Source organism: Nakamurella flava, assembly GCF_005298075.1.
Lineage (GTDB): Bacteria > Actinomycetota > Actinomycetes > Mycobacteriales > Nakamurellaceae > Nakamurella > Nakamurella flava.
This window is the reverse complement of sequence record NZ_SZZH01000003.1, coordinates 628,982-641,574: the sequence shown is the minus strand read 5'-3', so window position 1 is coordinate 641,574 and position 12,593 is coordinate 628,982. Positions and strand designations below refer to the sequence as shown.

The 12,593-nt window shown below is 72.9% G+C and carries 11 protein-coding genes; 4 read left to right on the top strand and 7 right to left on the bottom strand.

Annotated features, from left to right (window positions below; all coding sequences use genetic code 11):
• Window positions 1-46: 46 nt before the first annotated feature.
• Complete coding sequence (locus FDO65_RS14785; protein WP_137450435.1) at window positions 47-1,849, bottom strand: sigma-54-dependent Fis family transcriptional regulator; 1,803 nt, start codon at window positions 1,847-1,849, stop codon at window positions 47-49.
• Between the two features lie 180 nt (window positions 1,850-2,029).
• Here FDO65_RS14785 and FDO65_RS14780 point away from each other — a divergent pair, with 180 nt between their 5' ends.
• Complete coding sequence (locus FDO65_RS14780; protein ID WP_137450434.1) at window positions 2,030-3,091, top strand: alpha/beta fold hydrolase; 1,062 nt, start codon at window positions 2,030-2,032, stop codon at window positions 3,089-3,091.
• A 47-nt stretch (window positions 3,092-3,138) separates the two neighbouring features.
• Window positions 3,139-4,200, top strand: a complete 1,062-nt coding sequence (locus tag FDO65_RS14775) for an NAD(P)-dependent alcohol dehydrogenase (protein WP_205850048.1) — start codon at window positions 3,139-3,141, stop codon at window positions 4,198-4,200.
• A gap of 42 nt (window positions 4,201-4,242) precedes the next feature.
• Here the strand turns inward: FDO65_RS14775 and FDO65_RS14770 are convergent, their stop codons facing one another.
• On the bottom strand, window positions 4,243-4,917 hold the full coding sequence (locus FDO65_RS14770) for a response regulator (RefSeq protein ID WP_137450433.1): 675 nt from the start codon (window positions 4,915-4,917) through the stop codon (window positions 4,243-4,245).
• The gene (locus FDO65_RS14765) at window positions 4,914-6,443 is read right to left on the bottom strand and encodes an ATP-binding protein (RefSeq protein ID WP_240757623.1); all 1,530 of its coding nucleotides are present in this window, start codon (window positions 6,441-6,443) and stop codon (window positions 4,914-4,916) included. Before FDO65_RS14765 ends, FDO65_RS14770 begins: the two co-directional genes overlap by 4 nt.
• A 123-nt stretch (window positions 6,444-6,566) precedes the next feature.
• Between FDO65_RS14765 and FDO65_RS14760 the strand changes: the two genes are divergently transcribed.
• Both FDO65_RS14760 and FDO65_RS14755 read left to right on the top strand, forming a co-directional pair.
• Window positions 6,567-7,985 (top strand): PspC domain-containing protein, encoded by a 1,419-nt coding sequence (locus FDO65_RS14760; RefSeq protein WP_137450432.1) that lies wholly within the window; start codon window positions 6,567-6,569, stop codon window positions 7,983-7,985.
• Window positions 7,978-8,196 (top strand): hypothetical protein, encoded by a 219-nt coding sequence (locus FDO65_RS14755; RefSeq protein ID WP_137450431.1) that lies wholly within the window; start codon window positions 7,978-7,980, stop codon window positions 8,194-8,196. The genes FDO65_RS14760 and FDO65_RS14755 overlap by 8 nt, the downstream gene beginning before the upstream one ends.
• Before the next feature lie 69 nt (window positions 8,197-8,265).
• Here the strand turns inward: FDO65_RS14755 and FDO65_RS14750 are convergent, their stop codons facing one another.
• From FDO65_RS14750 to guaA, 4 genes are all read right to left on the bottom strand, one after another.
• Window positions 8,266-8,457, bottom strand: a complete 192-nt coding sequence (locus FDO65_RS14750; RefSeq protein ID WP_137450430.1) for a hypothetical protein — start codon at window positions 8,455-8,457, stop codon at window positions 8,266-8,268.
• 100 nt (window positions 8,458-8,557) lie between these two features.
• Window positions 8,558-8,971: an endonuclease domain-containing protein gene (locus FDO65_RS14745; protein WP_166442200.1), complete on the bottom strand. Its 414-nt coding sequence runs from the start codon at window positions 8,969-8,971 to the stop codon at window positions 8,558-8,560.
• 631 nt (window positions 8,972-9,602) lie between these two features.
• Window positions 9,603-10,820, bottom strand: coding sequence for a multidrug effflux MFS transporter (locus FDO65_RS14740; protein WP_137450428.1), 1,218 nt, complete (start codon window positions 10,818-10,820; stop codon window positions 9,603-9,605).
• Window positions 10,821-10,839: 19 nt separating this feature from the next.
• The gene (gene guaA / locus FDO65_RS14735; RefSeq protein WP_137450427.1) at window positions 10,840-12,501 is read right to left on the bottom strand and encodes a glutamine-hydrolyzing GMP synthase; all 1,662 of its coding nucleotides are present in this window, start codon (window positions 12,499-12,501) and stop codon (window positions 10,840-10,842) included.
• Window positions 12,502-12,593 lie beyond the last annotated feature (92 nt).

Below are 12,593 nucleotides of genomic sequence, written 5' to 3'. Positions count from 1 at the left end.
ACTACCGGACACGTTGTCGGACCCCACCACCCGGCCGACGGCCGGGTCAGTCGGTGACGCCGTACTCGGCGATCTTGCGGTAGAGGGTGGACCGGGCCAGGCCGAGGACCTCGGCAGCGGCCTTGCGGTTGCCGCCCGTCTCCCGCAGGGCCGCCACGATGGCGTCCCGCTCCACCCGGTCGACCTCCCGCAGCGCGTTCTTGGGGGCGCTCTGGCAGGACGCCGGCAGGTCGGCGATCTCGAGGGTCCCCACCGGTCGTCGGCGCACCGCGTGGTCCAGGGCCGCACGCAGTTCGGTGACGTTCCCGGGCCAGCGGTGCCGGACCAGGGTGGCGACGACCTCGTCGGTCAGGCGGATACGGCCCCCCGGGGACAGGTCCTCGACGATGGATCGGGCCAGCGCGGGGAAGTCGGCGGTCCGGTTGCGAAGCGGCGGCACCCAGACGGAGTCGTCGAAGGCCGCGAGCAGCGGCTGCTCCCGGCCTGGGCCGCCGGGACCGGAGGTACCGGCCAGGTGGACCCGTCCCGCCCGGCGCGCGAGCCGGTCGAGCAGCGCGGCACCGGCGGCCGCGCCGAGCCGGTCGACATCCCGCACCACCAGCAGTGTCTCGGCGTCACCGGCCCGGTCCAGACCGGTGACCTCGGTCGGCAGGCCCGTACCGACCAGCTGATCCGCCGCGACGGCGACCACCCGGTGCCGGGGTCCGAGCCCCCGGAACTCGTTCCGCAGCAGGGTGTGTCGACCGGTGCCGGGTTCGCCGACGACGAGCACCGAGCGGCCGGACCGCAGGGCCGTCCGGACCCTGGTGATCGCCGCGTTCATCGCCGGGGTGTGCGACCCGGTCCCGGCGCGGGGGTCGACCACGGCGCCCCCACCCGGACGCCACCCCCCGGCCGGCCGGCCGGTGATCACGTCCTCGTCCACCACCAGATCCCGGCAGCGGGTCACCACGCCGACCATCCCGGCGACGTCGCCGCCGAATTCGGCGGCCGACCCGCGGAGCCGGATCTGCAGGCCGGACGGCAGGTCGACACGGTCGTCGACCCGGACGGGACGCTGGTCGATGAGGAACCGCATGTGATCGGCCAGGGCGGCCTGGTCGGCCGAGTCGAGCAGGGCGGTCAACGCGGTGTTGGCCATCGTCACCCGGGGTCCCACGGCGACCACGGCCTCGCGGGTGCGCGCCTCGACCCGGGCGTACACGTCGAACAGGGCCTGCTGGGATTCGTTGCGGTCCCGCACCAGGCGTCGCTCGATCTCGGCGGCCGCCGAGCGGGCCAGTGAATGCATGATCGGCGTGTACTGCTCCTGCAGGCACGTCACGTCCAGGACGCCCTCGATCCGCCCGGTGAACGGGTCGCGGACCGGTGCCCCGGTGCAGGCGAAGGCCTGCAACGACTCGACGAAGTGCTCGGGCCCGACGATGGCCACCGACGCACCGAACTCCAGGACGGTGCCGACACCGTTGGTCCCGACCGCCCCCTCGGCATAGTCGAAGCCCTGGGCGAAGGAGACCCGGTCCAGTACCCGGGAGATCCAGGGGGTGCTGTCCTGTCGGAGCATGATCCGCGCCTTGCTGTCGGTCAGCACCACGCAGGACGGGACGTCGGCCAGCTGGTCGATCAGGCGGCTGACCACCGGCTGGGCGCAGCGGACCAGACGGGAGGAGAGATCCAGGTCCGGGGTGTACCGGCTGTGCAGCGCCGTCGGTGAGACGCCGCTGGTCAGGCTCCGCCGCCAGGACGCCTGCACGAGATCCGGGACCTCGGGGCGGGCCAGCGCGTCGCCCTCGATGAGTTCCGCGCGCGCGGTGGCCAGGGCCAGCCGGTAGTCACCCCGGTTCCTCATGGATCAAGAACCTCCTCGTTCCCGCCCCATGCTCGGCCCGACCCGCGCCGCCGAGGTGTCCCAAAAGCGGACACGTGCCCGTCGTGGACACCCTCGACAGTGGTGGCCGTCACCCCGACGACCGACCGGCCACCCCGCCCCCATCGTCGCCGACCACCCCCTCAGAGTCGAGGAGCAGACATGATCGCCAACCCCTACTACACCTCCGAGTTCCACGGTGACTACGACGTCGTGCCGATCGGCCGGCTGGATCTGGAGGAGGGCGGCTCGATCCCCGACTGCCGGCTCTCCGTCGCCACCTTCGGCACCCTGAACGAGGCGAAGGACAACGCGATCCTCATCCCCACCTGGTTCTCCGGCACGCACCAGGTCTGGCGGGACGTCTACATCGGCCCGGACCACGCCCTCAACCCGGACGAGTACTTCATCGTCGTCGTCGACCAGATCGGATCCGGGCTGTCCACGTCGCCGCACAACGCCGACGGACCGAACTCCGGCATCGCGATGTCGAAGTTCCCGCGTGTGCGCATCGGGGACGACGTCGTCGCCCAGGAGCGGCTGCTGCGCGAGCACTTCGGCATCGAGCGGCTCGCCCTGGTCGTCGGCGGCTCGATGGGTGCCCAGCAGACCTACGAGTGGGCGGTCCGGTTCCCCGACAAGGTGCGCCGCGCGGCCCCCATCGCCGGGACCGCCCAGAACACCCCGCACGACTTCCTCTTCGCGCAGACCCTGGTGGACACGATCACCGCCGACCCGGGCTTCGCCGGCGGCGAGTACAGCTCCAATGCCGAGGTGCTGGCCGGGCTGACCCGGCACGCCCACCTCTGGGCGGTGATGGGGTTCTCCACCGAATTCTGGAAGCAGGAGGTCTGGCGCGCACTGGATTTCGACTCCAAGGAAGCATTCCTGGCCGGGTTCCTCGAGCCCTACTTCACCGCGATGGACCCCAATGACCTGCTGACCCAGGCGTGGAAGTGGCAGCGCGGTGACGTCGCCCGGCACACCGGGGGCGACTTGGCCGCCGCCCTGGGCCGGATCACCGCGAAGACGTTCGTCATGCCCATCGACGAGGACATGTTCTTCCCCGTCCGCGACACCGCCGCCGAGGCCGCCCTCGTCCCGGGCGCCGAACTGCGTGTCGTCAACGACGTCCTCGGCCACCTCGGACTGTTCGGTGTCGCCCCGACCTACATGCCCCAGATCGACCAGCACCTGCAGGACCTGTTGGCCATCCCGGCCTGATCCCTCCATCCACCACTCTCCCCAGGAAGACAAGGACGTCACCAGCCATGGGCACCATGAAGGCATTCACCACCCCCGGAGTCGGCCGCACCGAGGTCATCGACAAGCCGATCCCCACCCCCGGTCCCGACGACGTCATCGTCAAGACCACCGCGGCCCTGATCTGCACCTCCGACGTCCACACCGTCGCCGGCGCGCTGCCGGTCGAGGCCGGCCGCACCCTCGGACACGAGGCCGTCGGCGTGGTCGAGGCCATCGGGAGCAACGTCACCGGATTCACCGAGGGCCAGCGCGTCGCGGTCAACGCGATCACCCCGTGTTGGGAGTGCCGCTACTGCCAGACCGGCTACACCAGCCAGTGCGGCGGACCGCTCGGCGGCTACCAGTACACGGCCCAGCGGGACGGCAACATGGCCGAGTACTTCGTGGTCCCCAAGGCCCGGGGCAACCTCGCCCCCATCCCCGACGCCATCACCGACGCCCAGGCCGTCTATGCCTGCGACATGCTGTCCACCGGATTCATGGGTGCCGAACACTGCTACCTGCGGCTGGGCGACTCGGTGGCGATCTTCGCGCAGGGCGCCGTCGGGCTATCCGCGACCATCGGGGCGACCCTCCTCGGCGCGGCCCGCATCTTCGCCGTCGAGGCCATCCCCGCGCGTCAGGACCTGGCCCGGGCCTTCGGCGCCACCGACATCATCGACTTCACGCAGGGCGATGCGGTGGAGCAGATCCGGGCGGCGACCGACGGGGAGGGCGTGGACGCGGCCATCGAGGCGTTCGGCTTCCCGCAGACGTGGGAGGCGTGCCTGCGGGTCACCAAGGCCGGCGGCCGGGTCTCCAACATCGGCTACCACGGCGAGAACCCGAACCCGCTGCCGGTCCCGCTGGACGCCTTCGGGCTCGGCATGGCCGACAAGTCGATCCACACCGGGCTCTGCCCGGGCGGCAACGACCGCATGCAGCGGATCTTCGCCCTCATCGGCACCGGCCGGTTCGACCCGACCCTGATGACGACGCACACCTTCGGCTTCGACGACGTGGAGAAGGCGTTCGAGCTGATGCGCACCAAGCAGGACGGCGTCATCAAGCCGCTCATCACGTTCTGACCGACGGCTCGCGGCCGGGGCGCTGCGCGAGCGCCCCGGCCGTCAGACCAGTCGGCGGTCCGACGCCCAGCGGGACAGCTCGTAACGGTTGGACTTCTGCGTCTTGCGCAGCACGCTCGAGACGTGGGTCTCGACGGTCTTGATCGAGATGAACAGCTGGGCGGCGATCTCCTTGTAGGCGTACCCGCGGGCCAGCAGCTTGAGCACCTCGCGTTCGCGGGGCGACAGCAGGTCCAGCTCCGGGTCCGACACCCCGGCCGGGACGTGCCGGTCGGAGAACGCGTCGAGGACGAACCCGGCCAGCCGGGGCGAGAAGACGGCGTCCCCGGCGGCCACCCGGACGACCGCGTCGGCCAGCTCCCGGCCCGAGATCGTCTTGGTGACGTAGCCGCGGGCCCCGGCCCGGATGACGGCGATGACGTCCTCGGCGGCGTCGGACACCGACAGCGCCAGGAACACGACACCCGGATAGCGGGCGTGGGTCTGCTCCAGGACCGCCCGCCCGCCGCCGTCGGGCATGTGCACGTCCAGCAGCACGACATCGGGCTGGTCGGAGGCGATCCGGACGACCGCCTCCCCGACCGAACCGGCCTCGCCGACCACGGCGATCCGGTCGTCGGCCAGATCGGCCAGTTCCGCCTTCACCCCGGCCCGGAACAGCGCGTGGTCGTCGACCAGGAACACCCGGACCGGGTTCGCGGACGGGGGCGTGGTCATCGGTGGGCGTCCTCTCGTCGGGGGGACGGACCGGGCCGTCCCGCGGCCCCGACCGTACCGTCGGGCCCGGACGCCGCGGCCGGATCGTCCTCGGTCTCGACGGCCGAGCGGATCCGCATGGTCAGCTCGACCTCGGTGCCCTCCCCCGGGTTCGACCGCACGGAGGCGCTGCCACCGTGCCGGTTCATCCGCCCGTGGATGGACTCGGCCAAGCCGCGTCGGTCCGGGTCGACGGCGGTCGGGTCGAACCCGGCGCCCCGGTCCCGGACGAAGATGCTGGCGGTGTCGTCCTCGACCTCGGCGTACACGCTGATCTCCTGCACCCCGGCGTGTTTGGCCGCGTTGACCATCGCCTCCCGGGCCGCGGCCACCAACGCGGCCAGGTGCTCGTCCATCGGGGCGTCGCCGACGACCACCGGGGTCACGCTCATCGCATAGGTGTCCTCCACCGCACCGGCCGCCTCGGCCAACGCCCCGGCCAGGGTGCCGGTGGGCCCGGCCGGGCCGGCGCCGCTGGGCGAGGCGTATCCGGCCGGCCCGTACAACCATGTCCGCAGCTGCCGTTCCTGGCTGCGGGCCAGCCGCTGCACCTCCCGGGCGTCACCGGCCTGCCGCTGGATCAAGGCCAACGTCTGCAGCACCGAATCGTGCAGGTGGGCGGCGATCTCGGCCCGTTCCCGTTCGCGCACGCGTTCCCGGCGCTCGTCCCCCAGGTCGCGGACCAGCCGCAGCCACCAGGGGACGGTGATGATGGCGACGCCGACCAGCGTCAGCAGGACGGCGATCAGCGCGGACCGGACGGCCAGGAAGTCGAGCTGTCCCAGGGCGAACACCGCGAGCCCGCCGATGACCAGGACGCAGCCGCCGAGGATCCGCCACCACGACGACCCGCCGGGAGCGACGAGCCCGGCCGCGCTGCGCCGCCAGCGCCGACGACGGGCGTCGTCGGCTTCCCGCCAGATGAACGCCGCGCCCACCGCGGCCAGCCCCAGGGGGCCGAGCACCCAGCCGAGGACGTGTTCGAGGCCCAGGCCGACGGCGGCCAGGAACAGCGCCGCGCCGACCGCGGCGATGCCCAGGGCCTGCCGTCGCTCGGACCGGCCGGTGCGGGTGGGTTCGGCCTTCTCACCCGCGGGGAGCCGGGGGGTCTGCGGCACGAAGATCCACAGCAGCGCGTACGCGAGGATGCCGGCGCCCGAGATGAGAGCGAGGAAGACGAACGTGGCCCGGACCCAGGTGGCCGGGACCCGCAGATGGTCGGCGAGCCCGCCGGCCACCCCGCCGAGCAGCGCACCGTCCCGGCGGCGGGTGAGCTTGGGGACGCCGTCGGGGGTCCGCTCGACGATCGGCGCGGCGGCGCTCCCCTGCCCCCGCCCGGGATCGGCGATGGATGGGTCGTCCCCGGAGCCGGTGGTCGGCCGGGCGGCGCGGACGGTGGGGATGGGAGCGGTCGGTCGATCGTCGGACGCCTCGACGCCCGGCCGCCCGGCCGGGGACGAGGGGTCGGGACCTGCGGGCACACTCACCCCTCCAGCGTCACACGGAACCGCGACCGTGCGTATCGGGGTGAACCCTGGTCCGGCGGGCGGACCGCGAACCAGGGGCATCCCCGATGGTGTCCGCCGGCGCCGGGAACGAGGCTGATCGGCATGACTTCCACGCAGCAGGGCCCGAGCGGCTGGTCACCGGCCGGCTCGGTGGGTGATCCCGCTGGTTCCGGCCCGGGGACGGGCTGGTGGCCGAACCGTCCGCGCCGGTCGTCGACCGACCGCAAGATCGCGGGGGTGGCCGGCGGGCTGGGGCGGGCGCTCGGCGTCGACCCGGTGCTGTTCCGCGTCGGGTTCGTCGTCCTCGGGTTCTTCGGGGTCGGCGTCCCGCTCTATCTCGCCGGGTGGCTGCTGTCGCCCGGCGACGAGGACGAGGTCTCGCCGGGCGAGGCGCTGCTGGGGCGGGGCCGTTCCGCCGTGCCGCCGATCGGGGCAATCGCGATGATCATCGGATTGGCCGTGTCGATCGGCACCACCCTCTCGTTCGGCAGCCTGGTGCCGCTCGTCGTGGTCGGGGTCATCGCCGTCCTGGTGCTGCGCCGACGCCGGTCCAGCGGGTCCTGCGGCGGGCGGGCCTGGGGCGACGGGTGGGCGCACACCCCCCCGACGTGGACGGCCGGGAACGCCTGGACCCCGGGCGCCGGTGCACAGCAGCAACAGCAACAGTCGGGTCCGGCCTCGCCGTTCGACCGCCCGCCGTTCTGGGACGACACGCCGTCCGCCGCGGCCCCCCGGGTCGACCTGACCAAGCACCCGGTCGCTCAGCCGACCCCAGCCGCCCCGCCCGCGTGGCATCCGCTCGATGAGTCGCCCCCCGCCGCCCCGCCCGCGTGGGACCCGCTCGGGGTGGCCCCGTTCGCCTGGGACCTGCCCGAACCGCCGACCGCCCCGTCCACGTCGTCGCCGGTCCCGGTCACCCGTGATCCGGGGGTGCTCGGCCGGGTCACCACCGGTCTGGCCTTCCTGGTCGGCGCGGTGTTCGCCGGCGGCATCCTGCTCGGCGGTTGGTCGATCCCGTGGGCCGCGGTCTCCGGCGCCGCCCTTGCCGTCGTCGCGGTCGGGCTGCTGATCGGGTCGCTGCGCGGCCGGGCCCAGAACCTCATCGGCACCGGCGTCTTCCTGTCCCTGGTCACCCTGGCCCTGACCGTCAGCGGGCTGCAGGGCACCGGCGGTTACGGCGACCAGCAGTGGCGGCCGACGACGGTCTCCGCCGTCCAGGGTCAGTACGAGATCAACGGGGGTTCGGGCAACCTGGACCTCCGCGGTCTGACCGTCCCGGCCGGCCAGACCGTGACCACCGAGGTCGAGGTGCACGCCGGCCAGGCCGCCGTCACGCTCCCCGCCGATGCCTCCGTGGAAGTGACCTGCACCAGCAACGCCGGCGAGGTCGACTGCCTCGGCGACCGCAGGTCGGGTCTGCTGCAGCAGGTGAGCCGGGTCGAGACGGGTTCGCCGGACCAGGGAACCATCGACCTGACGGTGCACGTCGGCGCGGGTCAGGCGCAGGTGCGTCGTGGCTGACCAGCAGCAGGTCGCCGCGTCCCGCCGCGACATCAAACCCGTCGGCCTGGTGATGGCGCTGGTCTTCCTGGCCGTCGCCTCGATCGGATTCACCGGTGACCCGTGGTGGCTCTTCACCACCGCCGCGATCTGGACCGCCGCCGCGGCCGTGGCCCTGATCGGCGTGCTCCTGCTGTTCAGCGCGCTCCCTGGCCGACGCCGGCGACGCTGACCCCATGACGGACGAAGGCCCGCCCCCTGTGCCGGGAGCGGGCCTTCGTCCGTGGGGACGGTGGGTGACTCAGAGGCTGGTGACGATGATGACGGCCAGCAGCGCGAGCCCGAGGACGACCACACCGATGGTGATCCAGAGCCGGAAGTTCGGATTGACCTGGGCCTCGGCCTCCAGGTACTCGATCTCCTCCACCGGCCCCCGGGTCTCGTGGTCCGGGTGCGGCTGGGGTTCGGGCTTGTCGTCCGGCGCAGCGGTCATGCTTCGGAGTGTAGGCAGATCCGCCCGGGAGACGCGGAACCGACGGCCCGGTGATCCCCGTCGGCTGGGGCTCCTCCCGCCGTCGGCGGAAAATAGTCGCTCAGCGACACTTTCCCGCCGCCCCTGACCTGAGTCGGCCCTGCAGTTCGGCCTCCACCGACCGGATCTCGGCGACGACGGCGCAGACGCGGCCATGCAGCTGGGCCGGGGTGTAGCGGAGCACCGTCCAGCCACCCCGGACGAGGTCGTTCTGCCGTTGCCGGTCCTCATGAAAGGCGACCGAACGGGAGTGCACGGTCCATCCGTCGACCTCGACCGCCAGTCGCGTCCGGACGTGAGCCAGATCCAGCCAGTAACGCCGACCGCACGCCTCGACGTGGACACCGGCCGACCAGCCCTGCGCTCCACTCCGACGCAGGCCCCGCAGCAGCTCCCGCTCGGGAACGGACACCCCGCCGTCGAGGACCAGTGTGATCAAGGCACGGGCCGCGGGCGCTCCCGGTCGGGCGGACATCCGCTCCACCGCCCCCAGGCAGGCTGGTGGTCGTCGTCCCCCGTTGCAGGGCGACGTCACGGATGGCGTCGGCATCCGGCTGGTCTGCGCACTCCAGGACGGTCAGGGGGCGGGTGGTCACCAGCACCCCGCGACGGCGCTCCCGGTCGACCGGTGAGAGCTGGCAGCGCCTGACCACGATCCCTCGCCACCGGGGACACCATCCCCGCGACGGCATCAGGATGACCATCGGAGTCGAGGCGGGCGGCTCCGACACCAGCTGATGCCACCAGGCTGCATACCGCCCAGCGAGCACGGCATCCGGACCGAGCCGGAGCATGACAGCCCGAAGGCGCAGCTCGGCCGTGAGCGGTCGGCTGGCTGGTCGACAGATCCCGGGGACGACGGCCACCAGTTCACCGGACCGCAGGCGTCGGGCGATCGCAGAGGCGTCGACCCCCAACGCCAGCAACCGTCGACGAGCGACGACCCCCTGACCGGCGTCGCTCGCCGCCCGAATGACCGCGGTCGGAGAAGCCATGCCGGCAGCCTCATCCGGGCCCGAACTCCCTGTCCGGACCGGGGCTCCGCCGTGGACAACCGGACCAGATGTGGACAACGCCCGCGGCCAGCGGTGTTGGCGGGAACCCGCTCAGGCCGGCTCGGCCAGGGCCGGCCGGGCCACCAGTAGTCCTCCGGCGGCCAGCGCGGTGGCCACCACGGCGGTGGCCCCGAGCGCGACACCGGTGGTGCGGTCGCCCAGGCCGACGAGCGGCGCGGTGAGGGCCCCGAAGGCGTACTGGGCCAGACCCACCAGGGCCGACGCGGTCCCGGCGATGCGGCGGTGCCGGTCCATCGCGATGGCCGACGAGAACGGCAGCGCGAAGCCGACGGCCGACACCATGACGAACAGCGCGATCAGCACCGCGACGAGCCCCGCGCCCACCAGCGTCACCGCCAGCAGGGCGACCGCGCCGACGATGGCCTGGGCGACGCCGAGGGTCAGCACCCGGGCCGCCGAGGTCCGGACGAGCAGCCGCCGGCCGAGCTGGGTGGTGATGATGATGCCCACGGCGTTGGCGGCGAAGCAGACGCTGAACGCCTGGGGCGACAGGCCGAACCCGGTGCGCAGCAGGAACGGCGACGCCGAGATGTAGCCGAACATCGCCGCGGTCACCATCGAGCCGGCGATGACGACGCCGACGTAGCCGCGGTCGGTGAGCAGCGTGCGGAACGCCGACTCCCGCCGAACCGGGTCGTCCGACACCCGGGTCCGGAGCCGACGTCCGGGCGGTAGCGACTCGGGGACGGCGAACCAGGTCAGCACGGCGAGCAGCAGACCGAACCCGGCGAGCACCCAGAACACCGTCCGCCAGGTGCCGACGGCGAGGATCTGGCCGCCGACGACCGGCGCGAGGATGGGTGAGAGTCCGTTGATGGCCGCGATGATCGCGAAGTAGGACGCGGCCGCCGCGCCGGCGAACCGGTCGGCGACCACGGCCCGGCCGACGACGATGCCCACCGCGCCGGCCGCGCCCTGGACGACGCGGAGCGCGACCAGCAGCTCCATCGACGTGGTCACCGCGCACAGCGCCGACGACCCGACGAACAGCAGCAGTCCCACGATGAGCGGCAGCCGCCGCCCGACCCGGTCGGACCACGGCCCGGCGATCAGCTGGCCGAGGCCGAGGCCGACGATGCAGGCCGACAGGGTCAGTTGGGCCAGGGTCGCCGTCGAGCCGAGTTCGCCGGGCAGGTCCGGGAGCGCCGGCAGGTACATGTCCAGGCACAGCGGCCCGAAGCTGGACAGCAGGGCGAGCGCCACGACCCAGGCGGCACCGGCCCGGGGCACGACGGCCGGGCCGGTCATGGGCCGACGCGCCGGCCGGTCACTCCCACTCGATGGTGCCCGGCGGCTTGCTGGTGATGTCCAGGACGACCCGGTTGACCTCGGTGACCTCGCCGGTGATCCGGTTCGAGATGCGGGCCAGCAGGTCGTAGGGCAGCCGCGACCAGTCGGCGGTCATGGCGTCCTCGCTGGACACCGGGCGCAGCACGATGGGGTGTCCGTAGGTGCGGCCGTCCCCCTGCACGCCGACCGAGCGGACGTCGGCCAGCAGCACCACCGGGCACTGCCAGATGTCCTGGTCCAGTCCGGCGGCGGTGAGCTCCTCGCGGACGATGGCGTCGGCGGCGCGGAGCACCTCCAGCCGCTCGGCGTCGACGGCCCCGATGATGCGGATGCCCAGGCCCGGGCCCGGGAACGGCTGCCGGCCGACGATCGCGGACGGCAGGCCCAGCTCGGCCCCGAGTGCGCGCACCTCGTCCTTGAACAGGGTGCGCAGCGGTTCGACGAGCGCGAAGGTGAGGTCGTCGGGCAGCCCGCCGACGTTGTGGTGCGACTTGATGGTCGCCGTCCCGGTGCCGCCACCGGACTCGACGACGTCCGGGTAGAGGGTGCCCTGGACGAGGAACTCGACGCCGCCCTCGGACTGCGAGACGTCGGCCGCGGCCTGCTCGAAGACGCGGATGAACTCGCGACCGATGATCTTGCGCTTGGTCTCCGGGTCGGTGACGCCGGCCAGCGCGTCCAGGAACCGTTCCCGAGCGTCGACCGTGACCAGCTTGATGCCGGTGGCGGCGACGTAGTCACGCTCGACCTGCTCGCGCTCCCCGGCCCGCAGCAGACCGTGGTCGACGAAGACACAGGTCAGCTGGTCGCCGACGGCGCGGTGCACCAGCGCGGCGGCGACCGCGGAGTCGACCCCGCCGGACAACCCGCAGATGACCTTCTTGTCCCCGATGCGCTCGCGGATGGCGGCGACCTGCTCGGTGAGGATCTCGGCCGACGTCCAATCGCCGGGCAGGCCGGCGACGTCGTGCAGGAACCGTCGGAGCACCTCCTGGCCGTGCTCGGAGTGGACGACCTCGGGGTGGTACTGGACGCCGGCGAGCTTGCGGTCGGTGTCCTCGAAGGCGGCGATCGGGGCGCCGGGGCTGGTGGCGGTGACGGAGAAACCGGGCGGGGCCTGCGCGACGGAGTCGCCGTGGCTCATCCAGACGCCGAGGGTGTCGGGCAGGTCGGCCAGCAGGCGGCCGCCGCCGTCGGCGACGGACAACTCGGTCGCGCCGTACTCGCGGACACCGGTGCGGTCGACCCGACCGCCCAGGGCCTGAGCCATGGCCTGGAAGCCGTAACAGATGCCGAACACCGGGACCCCGGTGTCGAACAGGGCGGGGTCGACGGCCGGCGCGTCAGGTGCGTAGACGCTGGACGGCCCGCCGGACAGGATCACCGCGGACGGTTGTTTGGCGGTGATCTCCTCGACGGACAGCGTCGACGGGACGATCTCCGAGTAGACGTTCGCCTCGCGGACCCGGCGGGCGATCAGTTGGGCGTACTGGGCGCCGAAATCCACGACGAGAACGGGGTGCTGTTCGAGTTCCGGGCGGCTGTCGGCCGGGGGTTCGGCGGCCGGTGGGGCGACCGTCGCGGGCTCGGTGTCCGGGGTGAGGGCGTCCGCCGCACCCGTGTCGTCGATGCTGTTCATGCGCTACGCCCAGAAGTCCCGATCACGCAGCGGGAGTCTAGTCGTCCTGTCCCCGGGGCCGGCCCGGTGTCGTAGCCTCGGCCGACGACCGT